This window comes from Marinobacter sp. H13 (assembly GCF_059072335.1).
This window is the reverse complement of sequence record NZ_JCACRU010000001.1, coordinates 223,806-244,479: the sequence shown is the minus strand read 5'-3', so window position 1 is coordinate 244,479 and position 20,674 is coordinate 223,806. Positions and strand designations below refer to the sequence as shown.

Annotated in this window: 25 protein-coding genes and 2 tRNA genes; 22 read left to right on the top strand and 5 right to left on the bottom strand. The window is 57.0% G+C overall.

The window, feature by feature from the left end:
- The first annotated feature begins 204 nt into the window (after positions 1-204).
- Positions 205-342, top strand: coding sequence for a hypothetical protein (locus AC5JQH_RS01160; RefSeq protein WP_493790977.1), 138 nt, complete (start codon positions 205-207; stop codon positions 340-342).
- Positions 343-404: 62 nt separating this feature from the next.
- On the opposite strand, the gene AC5JQH_RS01155 is transcribed toward AC5JQH_RS01160, so the two are convergent.
- The 3 genes from AC5JQH_RS01155 to AC5JQH_RS01145 form a co-directional block, all read right to left on the bottom strand.
- Positions 405-551 carry an AlpA family phage regulatory protein gene (locus AC5JQH_RS01155; RefSeq protein WP_493805193.1) on the bottom strand — a complete coding sequence of 49 codons (147 nt, stop codon included), beginning with the start codon at positions 549-551 and terminating at the stop codon, positions 405-407.
- A 99-nt stretch (positions 552-650) separates the two neighbouring features.
- Complete coding sequence (locus tag AC5JQH_RS01150; protein ID WP_493790975.1) at positions 651-950, bottom strand: type II toxin-antitoxin system RelE/ParE family toxin; 300 nt, start codon at positions 948-950, stop codon at positions 651-653.
- A gap of 5 nt (positions 951-955) precedes the next feature.
- Positions 956-1,213, bottom strand: coding sequence for a type II toxin-antitoxin system ParD family antitoxin (locus tag AC5JQH_RS01145; RefSeq protein ID WP_493790974.1), 258 nt, complete (start codon positions 1,211-1,213; stop codon positions 956-958).
- 376 nt (positions 1,214-1,589) lie between these two features.
- Between AC5JQH_RS01145 and tadA the strand changes: the two genes are divergently transcribed.
- From tadA to AC5JQH_RS01125, 4 genes are read left to right on the top strand one after another with little or no spacing between them, the layout of a single operon-like run.
- The gene (tadA, locus tag AC5JQH_RS01140) at positions 1,590-2,090 is read left to right on the top strand and encodes a tRNA adenosine(34) deaminase TadA (RefSeq protein WP_493790973.1); all 501 of its coding nucleotides are present in this window, start codon (positions 1,590-1,592) and stop codon (positions 2,088-2,090) included.
- A 9-nt stretch (positions 2,091-2,099) separates the two neighbouring features.
- Entirely contained in the window at positions 2,100-3,095 is a 996-nt protein-coding gene (gene galE, locus AC5JQH_RS01135) for a UDP-glucose 4-epimerase GalE (RefSeq protein WP_474545670.1), read from the top strand.
- 30 nt (positions 3,096-3,125) lie between these two features.
- Entirely contained in the window at positions 3,126-4,469 is a 1,344-nt protein-coding gene (locus AC5JQH_RS01130; RefSeq protein WP_288367869.1) for a UDP-glucose dehydrogenase family protein, read from the top strand.
- 17 nt (positions 4,470-4,486) lie between these two features.
- Positions 4,487-4,927 carry an HIT domain-containing protein gene (locus AC5JQH_RS01125; protein ID WP_288367868.1) on the top strand — a complete coding sequence of 147 codons (441 nt, stop codon included), beginning with the start codon at positions 4,487-4,489 and terminating at the stop codon, positions 4,925-4,927.
- Positions 4,928-4,940: 13 nt separating this feature from the next.
- Here AC5JQH_RS01125 and fabR read toward each other — a convergent pair whose 3' ends face one another.
- Positions 4,941-5,558 carry an HTH-type transcriptional repressor FabR gene (gene fabR / locus AC5JQH_RS01120; protein WP_008169141.1) on the bottom strand — a complete coding sequence of 206 codons (618 nt, stop codon included), beginning with the start codon at positions 5,556-5,558 and terminating at the stop codon, positions 4,941-4,943.
- Positions 5,559-5,766: 208 nt separating this feature from the next.
- Here fabR and aspS point away from each other — a divergent pair, with 208 nt between their 5' ends.
- From aspS to nadA, 15 genes are all read left to right on the top strand, one after another.
- Positions 5,767-7,575 (top strand): aspartate--tRNA ligase, encoded by a 1,809-nt coding sequence (aspS, locus tag AC5JQH_RS01115; RefSeq protein WP_493790972.1) that lies wholly within the window; start codon positions 5,767-5,769, stop codon positions 7,573-7,575.
- Between the two features lie 25 nt (positions 7,576-7,600).
- The gene (locus AC5JQH_RS01110) at positions 7,601-8,344 is read left to right on the top strand and encodes a YebC/PmpR family DNA-binding transcriptional regulator (RefSeq protein ID WP_062782619.1); all 744 of its coding nucleotides are present in this window, start codon (positions 7,601-7,603) and stop codon (positions 8,342-8,344) included.
- Positions 8,345-8,362: 18 nt separating this feature from the next.
- Complete coding sequence (ruvC, locus tag AC5JQH_RS01105) at positions 8,363-8,890, top strand: crossover junction endodeoxyribonuclease RuvC (RefSeq protein WP_493790971.1); 528 nt, start codon at positions 8,363-8,365, stop codon at positions 8,888-8,890.
- Between the two features lie 30 nt (positions 8,891-8,920).
- Positions 8,921-9,550, top strand: coding sequence for a Holliday junction branch migration protein RuvA (ruvA, locus tag AC5JQH_RS01100; protein ID WP_493790970.1), 630 nt, complete (start codon positions 8,921-8,923; stop codon positions 9,548-9,550).
- A 132-nt stretch (positions 9,551-9,682) separates the two neighbouring features.
- A complete protein-coding gene (gene ruvB / locus AC5JQH_RS01095; RefSeq protein WP_136632189.1) occupies positions 9,683-10,714 on the top strand; it encodes a Holliday junction branch migration DNA helicase RuvB in 1,032 nt (343 codons plus the stop codon).
- On the top strand, positions 10,707-11,168 hold the full coding sequence (locus AC5JQH_RS01090) for a YbgC/FadM family acyl-CoA thioesterase (RefSeq protein ID WP_014577390.1): 462 nt from the start codon (positions 10,707-10,709) through the stop codon (positions 11,166-11,168). The genes ruvB and AC5JQH_RS01090 overlap by 8 nt, the downstream gene beginning before the upstream one ends.
- Before the next feature lie 3 nt (positions 11,169-11,171).
- A complete protein-coding gene (tolQ, locus tag AC5JQH_RS01085; RefSeq protein WP_148607270.1) occupies positions 11,172-11,861 on the top strand; it encodes a protein TolQ in 690 nt (229 codons plus the stop codon).
- 46 nt (positions 11,862-11,907) lie between these two features.
- Positions 11,908-12,354, top strand: a complete 447-nt coding sequence (gene tolR / locus AC5JQH_RS01080) for a protein TolR (protein ID WP_493790968.1) — start codon at positions 11,908-11,910, stop codon at positions 12,352-12,354.
- 79 nt (positions 12,355-12,433) lie between these two features.
- Positions 12,434-13,417 carry a cell envelope integrity protein TolA gene (tolA, locus tag AC5JQH_RS01075; RefSeq protein WP_219121120.1) on the top strand — a complete coding sequence of 328 codons (984 nt, stop codon included), beginning with the start codon at positions 12,434-12,436 and terminating at the stop codon, positions 13,415-13,417.
- A gap of 16 nt (positions 13,418-13,433) precedes the next feature.
- Positions 13,434-14,747, top strand: a complete 1,314-nt coding sequence (tolB, locus tag AC5JQH_RS01070) for a Tol-Pal system beta propeller repeat protein TolB (protein ID WP_493805192.1) — start codon at positions 13,434-13,436, stop codon at positions 14,745-14,747.
- A 67-nt stretch (positions 14,748-14,814) separates the two neighbouring features.
- A complete protein-coding gene (gene pal / locus AC5JQH_RS01065) occupies positions 14,815-15,387 on the top strand; it encodes a peptidoglycan-associated lipoprotein Pal (RefSeq protein ID WP_008169120.1) in 573 nt (190 codons plus the stop codon).
- A gap of 16 nt (positions 15,388-15,403) precedes the next feature.
- A complete protein-coding gene (gene ybgF, locus AC5JQH_RS01060) occupies positions 15,404-16,150 on the top strand; it encodes a tol-pal system protein YbgF (protein WP_008169119.1) in 747 nt (248 codons plus the stop codon).
- 85 nt (positions 16,151-16,235) lie between these two features.
- Positions 16,236-16,311, top strand: a tRNA-Lys gene (locus tag AC5JQH_RS01055).
- A 68-nt stretch (positions 16,312-16,379) separates the two neighbouring features.
- Positions 16,380-16,455: transfer RNA gene (locus AC5JQH_RS01050), tRNA-Lys, on the top strand.
- A gap of 191 nt (positions 16,456-16,646) precedes the next feature.
- Positions 16,647-17,708 carry a quinolinate synthase NadA gene (nadA, locus tag AC5JQH_RS01045; protein ID WP_014577384.1) on the top strand — a complete coding sequence of 354 codons (1,062 nt, stop codon included), beginning with the start codon at positions 16,647-16,649 and terminating at the stop codon, positions 17,706-17,708.
- On the opposite strand, the gene AC5JQH_RS01040 is transcribed toward nadA, so the two are convergent.
- A complete protein-coding gene (locus AC5JQH_RS01040) occupies positions 17,709-19,142 on the bottom strand; it encodes a M48 family metalloprotease (RefSeq protein ID WP_493805964.1) in 1,434 nt (477 codons plus the stop codon).
- Between the two features lie 203 nt (positions 19,143-19,345).
- Here AC5JQH_RS01040 and AC5JQH_RS01035 point away from each other — a divergent pair, with 203 nt between their 5' ends.
- Both AC5JQH_RS01035 and AC5JQH_RS01030 read left to right on the top strand, forming a co-directional pair.
- Positions 19,346-19,573, top strand: a complete 228-nt coding sequence (locus tag AC5JQH_RS01035) for a sulfurtransferase TusA family protein (RefSeq protein WP_008169116.1) — start codon at positions 19,346-19,348, stop codon at positions 19,571-19,573.
- Positions 19,574-19,589: 16 nt separating this feature from the next.
- On the top strand, positions 19,590-20,669 hold the full coding sequence (locus tag AC5JQH_RS01030) for an AI-2E family transporter (RefSeq protein WP_286802558.1): 1,080 nt from the start codon (positions 19,590-19,592) through the stop codon (positions 20,667-20,669).
- The last annotated feature ends 5 nt before the right edge of the window (positions 20,670-20,674 follow it).

Sequence of the window (20,674 nt, the reverse complement as noted above, 5' to 3'; positions counted from 1 at the left end):
TAGACTATATTAAGTACCATTGTAAAGGTGGTCGCCAGGGTGTTTTCTGGGATCTACGATTTGAAAAGTAGCGATGAGCAACAAATTCTGAACATGGTATTTTTCATGGTATTACGGCCTACAGAAACAAGTAAGCTATTGAAAATAATGCGTAAAAATAGCCTATTTACAATTGAGTGGGAGTGAAATAAGGTCTTTCCAGCATTGCGTAAACTCAAGCCCAATGGCGCCACCTACAAGGTCGCCAACCGCGACGGCATGTATGTGATCGTGTCTAAAAGCGGCGCAGAAGACCCGCACCATATACCTGAATCATGGCAATCCGGCCGCCAGCAGCTTTAAGCCGGGGTCAGAAGAAAGCTTTCTTCTGACCCCTTGTTCAGGCGGACTCCGGTTATTTCCACTCAATGGTTGCCGACGGCCAGGTTGAAACGACGCGGGAATTCACCATGGCGCTCCATGTCGTAGATGGTTGTTTCCGCCAAGGGGATAATCTGGTGAAGTTCACGTCGGCGGATAGTTCGACGGAAAGGGAGCGGAGGTGTTTCCACGTATTGTGGCAATTCCTCGTACTCAGGTGTTCCTGGTTTGGGCAGGGATTGGGGTGATTGGGATTTCGTGCATAACTCCAATATTGTGCACATGTCTGGCTATTTTAGGTGGCGTTGTGGATCCTGGCGGCCATGTAGTACACGGATGATTTCAACCCTGTTGGTAGTCACACGGTAAAACAGGGTATGGCTTTCTACAGGGAGGCTTCTGGTGCCCGGTAGGAGCTCGGGGCGATCAATGCCCATAAGCGGTTGATGAGTCACCAACCAGAATTGGTTTTTTATAGTGGACAGGTAGCTCTCGGATTGTGCCTGACCCCACTGTCGCAGGCCGTACTGGTAAATGTCTTTGAGGTCATTTTTAGCGGCTGGTGCAATGACGAGCTGATGGGGCGCCATGAAGGTCAGCTCTTGATATCGTCAAACAAGGTGTCAAGCGCTGATCTTGATTCGATTGCAATACCTTTTCCACGGTCTAGTTGGTCTACTCCGACTTTCAGTTGCTCACGAAGTCGAGTCAGTTTGATCTCATGAATCCAGTCTTCATGGGTTTCCATAAAACGGAGTGCTTCACGGATGACTTCGCTGGCATTGTTGTACAGGCCGGTTTCCACTTTAGCTTTAACGCGGGACTCCAGTTCAGGCGTTAGTGATATATGCATAATGGCCTCCGACGGTAGATGCTCTCGCAAAGAATATTAGGTCGAAATACAAAGATTGTCAATGTTTGTATTAATGGGTCGAGGGGGGAAGTCAGGGGGTGCTGTGTGGCAGTGTTCAACCAGGCAATTTTTCGAGCATTTTGAAGGATTTTCTGAGCATGGTATTTCATGGTATTATTGATTTACAGGAATGTAAGCTATTGAATATAAAAGACAAAAATGGCTCATTTACAATCGAGTGGGAATAACCGGAGTCCGCCTGAACAAGGGGTCATGAACAAGGGGTCAGAAGAAAGCTTTCTTCTGACCCCGGCTTAACTGCTGGCCCGGTTTAATTGCTGACTCCGGCTTAACTGACGCCAGGCCTGAAAAGACAATGTCCCGTACCGAAGCCGATCACTACTGGATGACCCGGGCTCTGCAGCTTGCATCGGAAGCCGCGGCAAAGGGGGAAGTGCCTGTAGGCGCCGTGGTGGTGCTGGAGGGCAGGGAGATCGGGGCAGGCTTTAACGCGCCCATCTCCGGCTGCGATCCGACTGCCCATGCCGAAATCCGGGCATTGCGCGACGCCGCGTCCCGGGTTGGCAATTACCGGCTGCCTGGCGCCACGCTTTACGTTACGCTGGAGCCCTGTACCATGTGCGTGGGTGCCATTGTCCATAGCCGCATCAGTCGCCTTGTGTACGGCGCTGCCGAACCGAAGGCCGGGGCGGTGGAATCGGCACGCCGGACGCTGGACGAGCCTCATCTGAACTGGGGCGTAACAGCGGTCGGTGGGGTTCTGGCAAGCCAGTGCAGCCAGGTGATCAGTGAGTTTTTCAGTCGGCGACGGGCAGAGATCCGGCGTCTGCGCAAACAGAATTCAGGGAAGGAGTAGTTTTCGCCTATGAAAGTCCTCGTTACCGGCGGAGCCGGATATATTGGCAGTCACGTGGTCCGTCAGCTGGGCCAGGCCGGTCACGATATCGTTGTTTTCGATAACCTCTCCACTGGCTACCGCTGGGCGGTCACCGCCGGCGAACTGGTGGTCGGGGATCTGGCCGACGAAGCGGCAATCGAAGATCTGTTCTCCCGTCACCAGTTTGAGGCAGTCCTGCATTTCGCTGCCAATATTGTGGTGCCGGAGTCTGTCGCCAACCCCCTGAAGTACTACAGCAACAATACCCGCAATACCCTGAACCTCCTGAAAGCGGTCGAAAAGCACGAAGTGCCGTACATGGTGTTTTCCTCCACCGCGGCCGTCTATGGTATGCCCGAGCAGACGGTGCTCACTGAGGATCTGCCGCTGGCCCCGATCAACCCCTACGGCGCGTCCAAGATGATGAGCGAGCGGATGATCATGGATCTGGCCGCAGCCTCCAGCCTCAATTATGTGATTCTCCGTTACTTCAATGTGGCAGGCGCGAATCCGGAAGGGCTGCTGGGGCAGGCCACACCTGAAGCCACGCATCTGATCAAGGTCGCCTGTGAGTGCGTGACGGAACAGCGGGAAGGCATGAGTGTCTTCGGCACCGATTACGATACCCGGGACGGCACCTGCATTCGCGACTACATCCACGTGGAGGACCTGGCCAAGGCCCACGTGATGGCGCTGGACTACATGGCAGATGGTGGTCATTCGAAGGTCATGAACTGCGGTTATGGTCGCGGCTTTACGGTCCGGGAAGTGATTGATGTGGTCAAGGCGCAATCCGGCGTTGATTTTCCGGTCACCGAAACCGGCCGCCGCGCCGGCGACCCGGCAGCATTGATGGCGGACAACACACTTATCCGCCAGACCCTGGGCTGGCAGCCGGACTACGACAATCTGGATACCATTGTCGGCACCGCCCTGGCGTGGGAAGCGATCTGGCAGAAGAAAAAAGCGGACGACACCCAATAACTTTTCTGTATTTGTATCGGGATTAAAAGGATGAAAATAACGATTTTTGGAACCGGTTATGTTGGCCTGGTTACTGGTGCTTGCCTGGCGGATGTTGGCCACGACGTTCTCTGTATGGACGTGGACCAGGGCAAAATTGAAAAGCTCAAGAATGGCCAGATTCCCATCTATGAACCGGGCCTCGACAATATCGTAAAGCACACCGTTGAGGCAGGCCGCCTTTCCTTTACAACCGATACCGAAGATGCCGTTCGTCACGGCACACTCCAATTTATTGCCGTGGGTACGCCCCCGGACGAAGACGGTTCTGCCGACCTCCAGTATGTAACCGCTGTGGCCCGTTCCATCGGCGAATACATGGAGGACTACAAGGTAGTCGTCGACAAGTCCACGGTGCCGGTGGGTACCGGCGACAAGGTCCGGACGGCGGTTCGTGCCCAGCTCGACCGTCGTGGCCTGGAACTGGATTTCGACGTGGTGTCCAATCCTGAGTTTCTCAAGGAAGGGGCGGCCATCAACGATTTCATGAAGCCTGATCGCATTGTTGTCGGGACCGATAGCGAGCGCGCGGCTGAGCTTCTGAGAGAGGTCTATTACCCATTCAACCGCAGTCACGACCGTATGATCTTTATGGACCTGCGGTCTGCCGAGCTCACCAAGTACGCGGCCAACTCCATGCTGGCCACCAAAATCAGCTTTATGAACGAAATCGCCAATCTGGCAGAGCGACTGGGCGCTGATATCGAAGCCGTGCGCCAGGGCATTGGTTCCGACCCGCGGATTGGCTATCACTTCATCTACCCTGGTTGCGGTTACGGCGGTTCCTGCTTCCCGAAAGATGTTCAGGCCCTGGCCCGAACCGCCAGCGACTGCGGTTACGAAGCACGCTTGCTGAATGCGGTTGAATCGGTCAACTACGCCCAGAAACACGTGTTGTTCGACAAGATCAGCCACTATTTTGGTGGTGATCTCAATGGCAAGGTCGTTGCGCTTTGGGGGCTGGCGTTCAAGCCGAATACCGACGATATGCGCGAAGCTTCTTCCCGCACATTGATGGAAGATCTCTGGAAAGCCGGCGCCAGGGTACAGGCTTTCGACCCGGAGGCCATGGAGGAAACCCAGCGAATCTACGGTGATCAGGAAGGCCTGACCCTGTGCGGCACGAAAGAGCAGGCGCTTAAAGGGGCAGATGTTCTCGCTATCTGCACCGAGTGGAAAGAGTTCCGGTCCCCAGACTTCGAATCTATTGCTGCGACCATTCGTGAACCTGTGGTCTTTGATGGCCGCAATCTCTACGAGCCGGAAATGCTGGATCGCTACGGCCTCATTTACTACGCCATTGGCCGTGGCCGCACCCAGTTCCACTCCGAGTAAACCCAGATAATCGGAGGATGAGTATGAGCGAACCGGCAGTTTTCCGGTTACACGAGCGACTGAAGGCTGACACGATTGGCCTCGGAAGCAGCTCGCTTTGTGAAATCCGACTGATGAATGACAGCACCTGGCCTTGGGTGCTGTTGGTGCCGGCGGTCGCCGGCATCCGTGAGATCTACCAGTTGTCGGCGGGCCAGCAGCACCAGCTGGTCCGCGAGTCTTCCGCGCTCAGCGAAGCCATGATGGGTGTCTTTGGCGGCGACAAGATGAACGTCGCAGCCCTTGGCAACATGGTGCCCCAGCTTCATCTTCACCATATCGTGCGGTTCGAAGGCGACCCGGGCTGGCCGGGCCCTGTGTGGGGCAAGCAGGCGCCGGTTGCTTATTCTGATGAGGAGCTGGCGCAGGTTCGCTCGAGACTGGCTCCGGTTCTTGCTGAGCTTGAGGCCGGTGTCTAGTTCGAAGGTGAGGTCAGTTGCGTTTCGCCAGAGTCTGGGAGCCGACCAGGATCATTCTGAGCTCGGTTTTCAGCTTGGCCTTCAGCTCATCACGTTCGGAAGCGGTTGCATCCAGCGCTTCTGCCCCCTGGTTGAATACCAGCGTTACCATGGCCTCGGCCACCAGTCTGGCTTCTGAGAGGGGTTTGTTCTGCTCGTCGGCGATCCGCCGCAGGTCATCGGCCAGTTCGGTCACAAAGTGGTCAATCTCGGCCTTTACGGCTGTCCGAAAAGGCTTGGAGACCCCGGTCCTCTCCCGAAGCATCAGCCGGAACAGATTGGCATTGTTGCCCAGGTACTCCATGAAGGTTTCTACAGAAGTGGAAATGGCGCTGCCACCATCACGGGCAATTCGCTTGCGGGCCTGACGCATCAGTTGCCTTAATGCAACGCCGCCTTCGTCCACCAGAGCCAGGCCCAGTTCATCAAGCTCGGCAAAGTGCCGGTAGAAAGACGTGGGGGCGATGCCGGCTTCCCGAGCAACCTCCCGCAAACTCAGACTGCCAAAGCCCCGGTCCGCACTCAGTTGCGAGAGCGCCGCATCCATCAGTGCCCGCCGGGTTTTCTGTTTTTGCTCCGCTCTGGTGGCCAAGTTCAGACTCCATCTGCTGGTAAAAAAGAAGCATTCTAGCCGGCTGCCAACCTGCAGTCATCCGACCGCTTGATTTGCGTGCCCGCACGCCTGATTTTCACCGCCATTGTGTTTATAATGGGCGGCTTTTCCGCTATGGTCGCACCATTTTTCAAGCGATCCAGAACACGCACCATATTTGAACACATTAAACGTAACGGGAACCGGTATGCGCAGTCATTATTGCGGTGGGATCAACGAATCCCACATCGATCAGGAAGTCACACTTTGCGGATGGGTACACCGCCGTCGTGACCACGGTGGGGTTATCTTCCTGGATCTGCGGGATCGGGATGGTATGTCTCAGGTTGTTGTGGATCCTGATACCCCTGAGAGCTTTGCGCTTGCGGAAAAAGTCCGTAGCGAGTTCGTGATCAAGGTCACCGGCCGGGTGCGTCGTCGTCCTGCCGGAACCGAGAACAACAACATGCCGACCGGGCAGGTTGAGCTTCTGGGTAAGGAGCTGACTATCCTGAACGCTGCGGCAACGCCGCCGTTCCCGCTGGATGAGCATGTCGACGTTGGCGAGGACGTGCGTCTGCGCTACCGGTTTGTGGACCTGCGTCGTCCGGAGATGATCAACCGCCTGCGTTTCCGTTCCCGGGTGACCAGTTATATCCGTAACTACCTCGACAGCAACGGCTTCATGGATGTGGAAACTCCTATCCTGACCCGTGCCACGCCGGAAGGCGCGCGGGATTACCTGGTGCCGAGCCGTACCCACGAAGGCTCCTTCTTCGCGCTTCCCCAGTCTCCCCAGCTGTTCAAGCAGCTGCTGATGGTGTCTGGTGTTGACCGCTACTACCAGATCGCCAAGTGTTTCCGGGATGAAGACCTGCGTGCAGATCGTCAGCCGGAGTTCACCCAGGTAGACATCGAGGCCTCTTTCATTGATGAAGAGACCCTGATGAAGCTGAACGAGGACATGATCCGGGCGCTGTTCAAGGACGTGCTGGAGGTTGAACTGCCGTCCTTCCCGCAAATGCCGTATGCCGAGGCAATGCAACGTTACGGCAGCGACAAGCCGGATCTGCGAATCCCGCTGGAGCTGCTGGATGTAAATGATCTGGTTGAAGGCGTGGACTTCAAGGTCTTCGCTGGTCCCGCCAAGGATCCGAAAGGTCGTGTGGCGGCTCTGCGGGTGCCGAAAGGCGGCGAGCTGACGCGCAAGCAGATTGACGACTACACCAAGTTTGTTGGTATCTACGGTGCCAAAGGTCTTGCCTATATCAAGGTCAATGACCTGTCCAAGGGCGTTGAAGGTCTGCAGTCCCCGATCATCAAGTTCCTGGGCGATAATGTTGCTCTGGCTATCATGGAGCGTGTGGGTGCCGAAGACGGCGACATCGTGTTCTTCGGCGCGGACAAGACCAACGTGGTCAATGAAGCCCTCGGCGCACTGCGGATCAAGATCGGTCACGATCTCGACATGCTGACTTCCGAGTGGGCGCCGCTCTGGGTTGTCGATTTCCCGATGTTCGAGGAAACTCCGGACGGCGGCCTGACCGCGATTCACCACCCGTTCACCGCGCCGTCCTGTAGTCCGGAAGATCTGGCCCAAGACCCCGCCAACGCGTTGTCCCGCGCCTACGATATGGTGTTGAACGGCACTGAATTGGGCGGCGGTTCTATCCGTATTCACGATGAGAAAATGCAGGAAGCGGTGTTCCGTATTCTGGGTATCGGTGAAGAGGAAGCCCGCGCCAAGTTCGGCTTCCTGCTGGATGCCCTGAAGTTTGGTTGCCCGCCCCATGGTGGTCTGGCGTTCGGCCTGGATCGCCTGGTCATGCTGATGACCGGCGCTTCGTCCATCCGTGACGTTATCGCATTCCCGAAAACCCAGAGTGCCACCTGTCTGATGACCCAGGCGCCGGGCGAAGTGGATGAGAAGCAGCTGCGTGAGTTGCATATCCGTCTGCGCAAGCCGTCAAAGCCGGTTGAAGGCAACAAGGCGGAAGCCGGTGAGGGCAACGAGTAAGTCAGTGATTTAAGGGAGGAGCTGTATGGCGGGTCACAGTAAGTGGGCCAACATCAAGCACCGCAAGGCGGCACAAGATGCCAAGCGGGGCAAGATCTTCACCAAAATCATTCGTGAGCTGACCGTGGCCGCGCGCCAGGGCGGGGGGAATCCCGATGATAATCCCCGCCTGCGCGCCGTCATCGACAAGGCGCTCACCGCCAATATGAAGAAAGACACCATCGAGCGCGCGGTTGAACGTGGCGCCGGTGGTGGCGATGATGACAACTACGAAGAGCTGACCTACGAAGGCTATGGCCCCGGTGGTGTGGCGATATTCGTGGAAGTCATGACCGACAATAAAAACCGGTCTGTGGCTGAAATCCGCCACGCGTTCAACAAGATGGGTGGCAATCTCGGTACCGACGGATCGGTCGCCTACCTGTTCAGCAAGCAGGGAATCATCAGCTACGGTCCGGAGTGGGAAGAGGACAGGCTGGTGGAAGCCGTGCTCAGCGCCGGCGCCGAGGACCTTGCGGCCCAGGACGACGGTTCCTGGGAAATCGTAACCACACCCGAGCAGTTTCTGGACGTCAAGGAATCTCTGGTCAATGCGGGACTGGTGCCGGACAATGCTGAAGTAACCATGGTTCCATCCACGCGGGTTGAGCTGGATCGGGACGGCGCGGAAACCATCCTCAAGCTTATTGATATGCTCGAAGATCTGGACGATGTTCAGAATGTCTACCATAACGCGGATATCTCCGGCGACATCATGGAATCGCTTTGACCAGTCAGGAGCATTGATGTGGCGATAATTCTGGGCGTTGATCCGGGGTCACGAATTACCGGTTACGGCGTCATTCGGGCAGATGGTCGACACATCGAGTACATCGACAGTGGTTGTATCCGGGTGGGCGAGAAGCCCATGGCTGAACGCCTTCAGACCATATTCCAGAGCCTTGCCACCCTGATCGGAGAGTATCGGCCGGAAGAATTTGCCATCGAGCAGGTGTTCATGGCCCGCAATCCTGACTCGGCTCTGAAGCTGGGTCAGGCCCGCGGCGCGGCCATCGTCAGTGCCGCCAATAGTGGCTTGGCGGTTCATGAATACTCGGCGAGGCAGGTAAAGCAGGCGGTGGTCGGCAAGGGCGGGGCTGACAAATCCCAGGTTCAGCACATGGTTCAGGTGTTGCTTTCGCTTTCACGCAAACCCCAGGCAGACGCGGCCGATGCGCTCGCCATCGCCATGTGCCATGCCCACATGAACCAGAGTATTCTGCGGGTGGCCAGTGGCGCGGGAAAAGTCCGAAGCGGTCGTGTGCGACAACAATAAACCGCTCCCAGGAGCGACAGGAGATTCAGCTTGATTGGTCGTATCCGAGGTATTCTGGTCGAAAAGGCTCCGGGCCAGGCGCTGGTTGAGTGCGCGGGCCTGGGCTATGAAGTCGACATCCCCTATACCACCTTCTTTCATCTGCCGGAGACCGGCGATGAAGTCACCCTGCACACCCATTTTGCCGTCCGAGAAGACGCCCAGAGCCTCTACGGCTTTGCTTCCAGCCTGGACCGGGACCTCTTCCGCCTGCTGATCAAGGTCAATGGGGTTGGCCCTAAGCTGGCCGTTGGCATTCTTTCCGGATTGGACGCACAGCAGTTCATTCGCTGCGTTGAGAATCGTGACTCCGCCTCACTGGTCAAGCTCCCCGGCGTTGGCAAGAAGACCGCAGAACGGCTTCTTATTGAAATGGCGGACCGGATAGGGCAACTTGAAGGGCAATTTGTGCCAACGTCGCCTGAGACGACAGGATTGGGGCAAGTGGACGGACAGGGTCCGGTTGGCGGCCCGGCGGCTACCGAGGAAGCGGAAGCCGCATTGATTGCTCTGGGTTACAAGCCACAGGAGGCCGCAAAGGCCATCAGCAAAGTCGCCGAAGAGGGCATGAGCAGCGAAACCCTCATCAGACTGGCCCTACGAAATATGATACCGGCCTGATCGCGAAAACCTGTCGTGAACCTGTAGAGAGCGTAACGTGACACCTGCAAACCCCTTTGTACAATTGGGGCTGCGCTGGAATAGCGGGCAAACGTGAGGCACGATGTTGATTCCCACACTATGGGTGATGCCATGATCGAATCCGACCGGTTGATCTCGGCCCGGGCCGGTGAATACGAGGAAGTACAGGACAGGGCCATTCGCCCGACCCTGCTGGCTGAATACGTTGGCCAGCCCACGGTCCGTGAACAGATGGATATTTTCATATCCGCCGCCCGTGGCCGCGAGGAGGCCCTGGACCACGTTCTGATCTTTGGCCCGCCCGGTCTGGGCAAAACAACCCTTGCCAATATCATCGCCAATGAGATGGGCGTATCCATCAAGACAACGTCTGGTCCGGTGCTCGAAAAAGCCGGTGACCTGGCGGCCATGCTGACCAACCTTGAAGAAGGTGACGTTCTCTTCATCGATGAGATCCACCGTCTCAGCGCCGCCGTCGAAGAAGTCCTTTATCCGGCGATGGAAGATTACCAGCTCGACATCATGATTGGTGAGGGCCCGGCTGCCCGATCCATCAAGCTGGATCTGCCTCCGTTCACCCTTGTCGGGGCTACGACCCGGGCTGGCTTGCTGACGTCGCCGCTGCGCGACCGCTTCGGCATTGTCCAGCGGCTGGAGTTTTACAACACAGAAGATCTCACCAGCATCATTCTGCGCTCCGCGCGTCTGTCGTCGGTAGCCGTTGATGAAGCAGGCGCGTTTGAAATTGCGCGACGGTCCCGGGGTACTCCGCGTATCGCCAACCGTCTGTTGCGTCGAGTCCGCGATTTTGCGGAGGTTCGCTCCGACGGTCGCATTACTTCTGACATTGCCGATCAGGCCCTGAACATGCTTAAAGTGGATAATCAGGGCTTCGACCACATGGACCGCCGGCTGCTGTTGGCCATGATTGAAAAGTTCGATGGTGGCCCGGTAGGTGTCGAGAGCCTTGCTGCAGCTATCAGCGAGGAGCGTGGCACCATCGAGGATGTGCTTGAACCTTTCCTGATCCAGCAGGGCTACATGGTCCGGACGCCCAGGGGCAGGATGGTAACCTCCAACGCCTATCAGCATTTTGGTGTCATTCCGCCGAAGTCGGGCAGGGAGGACGATCTTTTTGGTTGAACAGGCACCAGAGGGAAGGTTCGAACTGCCGATTCGGGTCTATATCGAGGACACCGACGCTGGTGGCATCGTATTTCATGCCAAATATCTCCATTACATGGAGCGGGCCCGAACCGAATGGGTACGCAGTTGCGGCGTTGGCCTCAGGGCGGGTCTGGCAGACAATATCAGTTATGTGGTGCAACGGCTGACCATTCATTATGCGGTGCCGGCCAAGCTTGATGACGAACTGCTGGTTACTGCGGAACCCGTGGCTTTTGGTAGAGTCTGGATGGATTTCCGTCAGCGTGTGATGCGGGCCGAAGACCGAAAGTTGCTGAGTGACAGTGATGTGCGGGTAGCCTGCGTAGCGCTTGATTCCGGTCGTCCCCGCCGGTTACCGACGAATATGCAGGAATTGCTGGCCAGGAATGTCCAGCCCACCGAAACGATAAACAGAACGAGCCAGGAGTAAGAAGTGGATTCAGAACTTTCAGTCTGGTACCTCATTGCCAATGCCGGTGTCTTGGTTCAGCTGGTCATGCTTTTGCTGGCCCTGGCGTCAATCATGTCCTGGGCCTTGATTTTCCAGCGCCTGCAGGTGTTCCGGAAGGCCAAGAGGGCGCAATTGGCGTTCGAGGAGCGTTTCTGGTCAGGCATGGATCTGGGGCAGTTGTACCGGGAGGTGAACGCCGATCCAACACCGTTTTCCGGCATGGAATCCCTGTTCCGGGCCGGTTTCAAGGAGTTTTCCCGGTTGCGCCAGCAAAGCCGGGATGCCGATGCGGTCATGGAAGGTACCCAGCGGGCAATGCGGGTGGCCTTTTCCCGGGAGCATGAGCGCCTGGAAGCCAGCCTGCCGTTTCTGGCGACGGTCGGCTCCACCAGCCCTTATGTGGGTTTGTTTGGCACCGTCTGGGGCATCATGAACTCGTTCCGTGGTCTGGCCCAGGTTCAGCAGGCAACCCTGGCCACGGTAGCCCCGGGCATTTCCGAGGCCCTGATCGCGACCGCCATGGGCCTGTTCGCGGCAATACCGGCCGTTATCGCCTATAACCGTTTCTCGGCCATGTCCGATGCGCTGCTGAAGAACTATGAAACCTTTGCCGATGAGTTTTCCAGCATTCTTCACCGTCGCGTGCATCAGAGCGAAAAGGGTGCCGCATGATGGTGGCTGAATTCATGGGCAGGGATCAGCTTGGGAGCACTGCTTTATGAAGGGCATGGGAATGATGCCGGAAAACCGGCGCAAGCCAATGTCGGAAATCAATGTGGTTCCGTACATTGATGTCATGCTGGTGTTGCTGATCATCTTCATGGTCACCGCCCCGATGCTGACGCAGGGGGTGAAGGTTGATCTGCCCCAGACCACTTCCGATCCTATTCAGTCTGACAAGGATGTTGAGTCCATCATTGTTTCGGTTGATGCAAACGGAGCGTACTACGTCGAGATTGGAGACGACGGCAGTGATCCCATGACGCTGTCTGACTTGCGGGCCCAGGTTTCCAAGATCCTCTCGCAACGGGCCTCAAGTGAGATTCTGGTTCGCGGCGATGAGAATGTTACTTACGGCACAGTTGTTCGGTTGATGGCCGAGTTGCAGGGTGCCGGGGCGAGCAGTATCGGCCTGATCACCGAATCACCCCGGGACGACAATTGATAGTGTTGCGGGCAGGAGTGTTGTGAGAGATCACCAGCGCGAAGTAACCACAACAGGCGTGCCACCATGGAAATCACCGGTGGCGCTCTCGGTCACGTTGCACCTGTTGATTCTGGGCATTGCGCTTGCGGGTTGGTCTTGGACCAGCACCGATCATGAGCCGCCACCCAGGAGCATATCGGCCCGGCTGATTACCCAGCAGGAGCCGGAACCGAGCCCGGTGGTAGAGCCGGTCGATCAGCAAAAGCGGGATGAAGAACGCCGGGCCGAAGAGCAGCGTCGCAAGGAAGAAGCTGAACGACAGAGGCAGGAAGAAGAAGCCCGTCGCATTGCAGAGCAGAAGCGACAGGAAGAACAAAAACGGCTCCAGCAGCAGAAAGAGCAGGAGCGTCAGGAAGCAGAGGCGAAAGAACGCGAGGCCCGGAAAGCCCGTGAAGCGGAGGCTGCCCGTCAAAAGGCGGAGGCGGAGGCCAAGGAGCGGGCCAGGCAGAAAGCTGAGGAAGAAAAACGCCGTCAGGAAGAGGCAAAGCGAAAAGCCGAAGAAGAGAAGCGGCGCCAGGAGGAGCAGCGGAAGCGGGAAGAGGCCGAACGAAAGCGCCAGGAGGAGCTGGCTCGCCAGGAAGCTGAGCGCAAGCGCCTCGAGGCAGAGCGCAAGCTCCGGGAACAGCAGCTTGAAGCCCAGGCGGAGGCGGCCCAAAGAGCTCGGGAAGAAGAGGCGCGTCGCCAGCAGGAGGCGGCTGCCGCAAAAGCCCGGGAAGCTCAGATGCTGTCGGAGAGTGAGAAGTATCAGGCCTTGATCAGAGAGCGGCTCCATGAGTTGTGGTATCTGCCTTCCTCTGCCACGGAAGATCTGGTTGCGCGATTAAGGATCACCCTGTTGCCTACTGGTGAGCTTGCCGGCGCAGAATTGGTCAGCAGCAGCGGAAACAGGGCTTTTGATAACTCAGCACTTCAAGCCGTCCGTTCGTTGCAAAGGTATCCAATTCCGAATGATCGGGAAACGTTTGATCGGTACTTCCGACAGTTTACGATTGAATTTAACCCACGTCGGAAGAACAGATAAAGGTATGGATAACACCATGACACATCGGATTTGGTATAAACCGGCCAGAACGCTACTCGCCGCCACGGCACTGATCTTTTTCGCGGTTTCGACAGCCCGGGCGGAGCTGTTGATCCGGATTACTGAAGGCGCGGATTCGGCCATTCCTGTTGCAGTGGTGCCTTTCGCCGAGTCTGGACAGATGCCCGCTGGCGACAAGGTCAGCAGCATTGTTCAGGCGGATCTGACCATGACGGGCGAATTCCGGACTCTGCCTCCGGAGAAGATGCTGAGCCTGCCATCCAGGCGGGAGGAAGTGTATTTCCGGGACTGGCGCCTGCTGGACCAGCGCTATGTCCTGGTGGGGGGCCTCAGCCGAAGCGGTGACCGTGTTCAGGCCCGGTATGAGCTGTTCGATGTAAACCGCGAGGAACGGATTCTCGGTGAAACTGCGGCGGCACCTGCCTCCAATATGCGCTCGCTCGCTCACCACATCAGCGACAAGGTATATGAGGCCATCACGGGTGTGCCGGGTGCCTTCTCAACTAAGCTTGCCTACATCACGCTTGATACCGCCAATGGCAAACCACGTTACCGACTGCAGGTCAGCGACGTGGACGGCAAGCGCGCCAGAATCCGGCTTGAAAGCCAGGAGCCCATCCTGTCACCGGCATGGTCGCCAGACGGGGAAAAGCTGGCCTATGTGTCGTTCGAAACAGGGAAACCGGTGATTTTTGTTCATGAGCTTGCAACCGGCAATCGCACCAAAGTGGCAGACTTTCCGGGGCTCAACTCGGCGCCGGCCTGGTCCGACGATGGCCGATCGTTGCTGATGACCCTCTCGAAAGACGGAAATGCCGAGATCTACCGGATGAACCTCGATACCCGGCAGTTGACCAAGCTTACGAACCACTGGGCGATTGATACCGAACCGAGCTATGACGCCACTGGCAAGGGCATTTTCTTTACGTCGGACCGGTCCGGAGGTCCGCAGATTTACCACATGGATACACCGGGTGCGGAGCCTCGTCGTATCACCTTCGGCAGCCGTTACAATGCTCGGCCAAGGCCCGACAATGACGGTAACTATGTGTATTACGTTCACCAGCGCGATCGGGCATTTCACATTGCCCGTACCGAACTGAAAACCGGGGAGGAAACGATCCTAACCCGCACCGAGTCTGATGAGTCTCCCAGTGTCGCGCCCAATGGCCGGATGCTGATCTACGCTACCCGGCAGAATGGCAGCAACGTGCTCACGGTTATTTCCGCGGATGGTGGAGCAGCATACAGCTTGCCGGCATCCGAAGGCGATGTCCGTGAGCCCGCCTGGGGACCTTTGGTTCGCTGACTCCCGGAGCTTTCCGGTGTTGGCCATTGTTCAAGCAATAACGTCACTCAACTGAAAGGAAGAAAACATGAATTTTTCAGCTCAATCAAAAGCGTTCGCACTGTTGTTGTCCGTCGGTCTGGTAGCGGGCTGTAGCTCTACCGGTGGTACCTCCGAAGAAGGCGGCGAGTATGGTTCCGATGTGGCTGCTGTAGACCAGGAAGGTGGATCCACTGTTTACGGAGGTGACGACCAGGGCGGTGTTTCTTCTTCAGCCATGACCGAAGAAGAGCGTATGGAAGCTCGCAAGCAGGCCGAACAACAGGCCCTGCGTGAAATCACCACCTTCTACTTTGATTTCGATACGGCTGAAATCAAGCAGGAAGCCCGCGATGTCCTGGTTGCACATGCCCGTTTCCTCGCCAACAACCCGGGTCAGAACGTCCGCATTGAGGGTCACGCCGACGAGCGCGGTACCAAGGAATACAACCTGGCCCTTGGCGAGCGTCGTGCTAACGCCGTTCAGCGTTTCCTGATTGTAAACGGTGCTTCACGTGGCCAGCTCGAGACCGTAAGCTATGGCGAAGAGAAGCCGGCCGTGATGGGTTCCAGCGAGAGCGCCTGGGCCCAGAATCGTCGTGTAGAACTCGTATTTGAGTAATCACACAGGAACGACCATGAGAAAAATCCTCATGGCGACAGTGGTGCTTCCGCTTGCCCTCGGGCAGGCGGGAGTGGCCCTGGCGCAATCAGCCCAGGACAGTCAGCGTAACGCCAACAGCAGTCAGGCGACGTCGGAACTGTTCTACATGATCCAGCAGCTTCAGGGTGAAGTCAGACGGCTCCAGGGCGAAGTGGAGGAGCAGCGGCACCTGATTAACCGCCTGCAGCAGCAAGGGCGCGACCGTTATATCGATCTGGATCAGCGTATTCTGGATCTCTCGGAAAAGGTCGCATCACAGCCGGCTCCCGAAGCCAGCGAAGGTGGTGGCTCTGCTGCCTCAGGCCAGGCCCGGGAGGCCAGGGAATACCGCCAGCCCGATGCGGAAGAACGAAAGGCCTACGAGCAGATCCAGGACCTGATTCGTAATCAGAAAAAATACGATGAGGCCATTAGTCGGATATACGAATTTATCGATGAATATCCGGAAGGTGATCTGACGGTCAACGCCTATTACTGGCTCGGCGAGGTCTATCTGGTCAAGCCGCAGCTCGAACAGGCAAAACAGGCGTTTACGATTGTCGCTACCCGTTTTGCCGACCATCGCAAGGCTCCGGATGCGGTCTATAAGCTGGGCGTAACTCATGATCGCCTGGGCGAAAAGGAGCAGGCTCGGCGCAGCATGCAAACTGTGATTGATGATTACCCGTCCAGCAGTGCTGCTGACCTCGCACGGAAGTTTCTCGAGTCCCAGAACGGCTGATTGTCTGGCGCGGCAAAAATGTTGAGAAACCTGAGAAAAAGGGGTTGATCAACGGCCAAAAATCATTACTATATGCGCCTCGTTTGGGTCGTTAGCTCAGTTGGTAGAGCAGTTGGCTTTTAACCAATTGGTCGAAGGTTCGAATCCTTCACGACCCACCAAACACGAAATACCGGGTGGGCTGAGTCATTCGGTATAGATTGAGGTCAAGGCTTCGGTCGCCAGTTACGGGTCGTTAGCTCAGTTGGTAGAGCAGTTGGCTTTTAACCAATTGGTCGAAGGTTCGAATCCTTCACGACCCACCAAATAACAGAAGCCTGCGGGTTTTTGTGAAAAAAGAGCCTCCGGGCTCTTTTTTTTTGCGTATACGTTCCTACCTAGGTAAACAGGGAACAGGCAAAGCGATCACAAGTGTATGATCGCACTGTTTCAGAAACATTAAGCCTGGGGCATGAATGTTATAATGTCCGGGTTCACGCAATACAGAGACGCAGTAATGACATACGCTGAAGACCGTATCCTTGTACAAGAGCACCTGGCGCATGCTGCCGAGCCAAAGCCGCTCAGCGCGGACGAAAAGTCCGACCTGGAGGCTCGTATAAAATCGGCTCTGAAGGAGCAGGATGCGGTGCTTGTGGCTCACTATTACACCGATCCCGATATCCAGCGGCTTGCCGAGGAAACCGGTGGCTGTGTTGCGGACTCCCTCGAGATGGCCCGTTTTGGCAACCAACATTCGGCCTCCACCATCGTTGTTGCCGGCGTGAGGTTCATGGGCGAAACCGCCAAGATCCTGAATCCTGAAAAGCGCGTTCTGATGCCAACGCTTGAGGCGACCTGTTCCCTGGATGTGGGCTGTCCTGCCGATGAGTTCGCCGAGTTTTGTGACCAGCACCCGGATCGCACGGTCGTGGTCTACGCTAATACGTCTGCGGCTGTGAAGGCGAGGGCGGACTGGGTGGTTACCTCAAGCTGTGCCCAGGCTATTGTTGAAGATCTGGATGCCCGCGGCGAAAAAATCCTCTGGGCGCCGGATAAGCACCTCGGGCACTACGTCCAGAAAACGACGGGTGCTGATATGCTGCTCTGGGACGGTTCCTGCATCGTTCATGAGGAATTCAAATCCCGCGGGCTGGAGGATCTGAAGGCCCTTTATCCGGACGCGGCGGTACTGGTCCACCCGGAATCGCCCGATGCCGTTGTTGAGATGGCGGATGTTGTGGGTTCAACCTCGCAGCTGATTCATGCTGTCCAGACCATGCCTAACGAAAAGTTCATCGTTGCCACTGACAACGGCATTTTCTACAAGATGCAGCAACTGGCTCCGAACAAAACGCTGATTGAAGCGCCCACCGCAGGCAATGGAGCTACCTGCCGTAGCTGCGCCCATTGCCCCTGGATGGCGATGAATGGCCTTCAGAATCTGCTACAGGTACTGGAGCGGGGCGATCAGGAAGTGTTCGTGGATCCGGAACTGAGAGAGAAAGCGCTGCAGCCTCTGCAGCGCATGTTGGATTTTACCGCCAACATGAATCTCAAGGCTGCTGGCAACGCCTGATCAGCTGTTGGCCCTGGCGTGCAGGCGGCTGGTGATTTCTGCCAGCCGCTCGGTCACAATCTGCCTCTGTGGCGCCCCGGCCGGCAACTTCTCCTGAGCCTGCCTTAGCTGACGCTGGGCAGACTCCAGATCGCCCATCAGAACATCGTACTCTGCCCGGGCACGATGCACGCCCACAATATTCCTTGCCATGCCCTCCGCCTCGGCCAGTTTCAGCCAGAGATGCTCCTGTCCCGGTAGCTGACGGGTCAGCTGTTTGAGATGCTCCGCCGCAGCGGCGCCATTACCATCGGCTATTTCCGTGAGGGCGAGGGTGTGGGTGATTGGATAGTTCCCCGGATTCCTCGCCAGTGCGTCTTTCAGAATGGATCGAGCCTCGTCCACACGATCTTGTGCAAGCCTGACCTCTGCGAGGGTTACCTGGAAGGTGATTCGGCCCGGATTCGTGGCCAGCAGATCGTTCAGTATATCCACTGCCTTCTCGTATTGCCGGTCCTCGAGGTAGGCCACGGACAAGCCATACCGGATGGCTTCGTTTCTCTGGGCATCCGGCCGATCGAGGTAGGCTTCAAAGGTTTCGACGGCTACGTCGGGGGAGGGCGCGTAATGCACTTGCAGCCGGCTGCGCATCAGATGGTATTCCTGGCCGTCCCGGATGTTTTCATCTGGATACTGTTCGGCACGATTCCGGGTGTCGGCCACGCGGCTCTGGGTTAACGGGTGCGTAGACAGATACTCTGGCAGTCGATTTCCCTGCATGCGGTTCTGGCGCATCATGATTTCAAACATTTCCGGCATGCCACGAGGGTCCATCCCGGCGCTGGCCAGAATGTCCAGACCGACCCGGTCGGCTTCCTGTTCGTGGGAGCGGCTGTAGGCGAGCATGTTCTGGGCGGCCAGGGCCTGGGTCCCGGCAATGGCGGCAAAACCGATGTCAGACTGGGTGACCGCCGACAGGACAATGCCGGCAATCATACCGGCGAGTGTGAGCGGAGCGCTGGTTTCCTGCTGCTCCATGCGCCGTGCAAAATGCCGCTGGCTGAGGTGAGCAAGTTCGTGGGCGAGAACGGACGCAAATTGTTGCTCGGTCGCAGCATTGAGAAACAGACCGCCATTAACGCCTACAATGCCACCGGGCACCGCAAATGCGTTGATAGCAGGACTGTCGATCAATGCCAGGGTCAGGTCCCGATTCTGGAGTGGGGCCGAGGGCACCAGGCGATAGGTAACGGCGCTGAGGTAGTCATACACCAGGGGGTCGCTGATTCTCGGCGCGGATCGGCGGATAGATACCATTACCTGCTGGCCAATATCCGATTCCTGCTGGCCCGCGATCAGGCCTCCACCGGAACCGCCAATGCTTGGCAGCCTGCTCTCCTGAGCGTGGCCCGGCATTGAAAAAAGCAGCAGGGCCAGCAGGGCGGTGATGGCCATGGCCGGTAGCGTTCGGGATCTGGGTTGGATAGCAATCATGTAAAGCCGGGTGCCTGTGGTCTGAATCGCCGGTTTGACAGCGGTTTGCGATACAAAGTTCTGATCCTCTGGTTAACGAGGATTGTGATGCAATACATTATCACTGTCGGCATAATGCCTGCTTGTTAAATCCGCTTATTATTTTGTGATGGTGTATCGCTAGTATGGTTGATCGAACGCTTGATGCCTCAGGGTTGCGCTGCCCGATGCCGCTGCTGAAGACAAAGCTGGAACTGAACAGCATGGCGCCCGGTGAAGAACTCGAGGTGATTGCTACGGACGCAGGTTCCGCCAGGGATATTCCGGCCTTTCTGCAGATGTCCGATCACAAGTTGATGAGCAGTTCTGAAACCGCCGGGCAGTACCGGTTTGTGATAAAGTGCGGCGGTTAAGATTTCGGAGCTGTAAATGATCAGGACATTACGCGGTCTCGCGCACAAATACTTCTCGGATGAAGAAGCGGTCATCCTGTTCCTGATACTGGTGACAGGAACCATTTTTGTTATCTGGTTCGGTGCCATGCTTGCGCCGGCCATTGCCTCGCTGATTGTGGCCTTTATTCTGCAGGGTCTGGTCACCAAGCTCAACAAGCTGGGCGTGCCGGAGACGGTATCCATTATTGGGGTTTTCCTGGTTTTCCTCGGCGTGCTTGTTGGCTTCCTGTTTGGCCTGCTTCCGCTGATCTGGACGCAGTTGAGCAACCTGGCCGGCGAGGCGCCACGCATTATCCGGGAGCTGCAATCCTATCTTGAGCTGTTGCCGCAGCAGTATCCCCACCTGATCTCCGGAGAAGCTGTCAGCACCGTTTACATCCAGGTGAGTACGGAAGTGGGGCACATGACCCAATGGCTGGTGTCGTTCTCGCTGTCCAGTATTCCAGATCTCGTGGCGTTGCTGATATACATGGTGCTGGTGCCTATCCTGGTGTTCTTCTTCCTGAAGGACAGGGAGGTGCTGCTCAACTCCATCGCTCGGCTGCTGCCACCTCAGCGCCCGATGATGCTGCAGATCTGGCACGAGGTGAACCTCCAGTGCGCCAACTACGTGCGCGGCAAAGCCGTCGAGATCCTGATTGTGGGCGGCGCCACCTACATTGCCTTCAAGCTGCTGGGGATGCCTTACGCTGCGCTGCTCTCGCTGTTGGTGGGGCTGAGTGTGGTGATTCCTTATATCGGCGCGGCCGTCGTCACCATCCCTGTTGCGGTGATTGCCCTGTTCGCCTTCGGCTGGGGCAGCCAGTTCATCTGGGTGATGGTCATCTACGGTGTCATTCAGGCGCTTGACGGCAATGTTCTGGTGCCCATTCTGTTCTCGGAGGTCAACAATCTGCACCCGGTGGCCATTATCGTCGCGGTGCTGTTCTTCGGGGGAATCTGGGGCTTGTGGGGTGTTTTCTTTGCAATTCCACTGGCTACCATGCTCAAGGCGGTGTTTGCTGCCTGGCCAGTGAAGGAGTCGGCGCCGCCGGCGGAACCCGGAAGCGCCTGACAGGC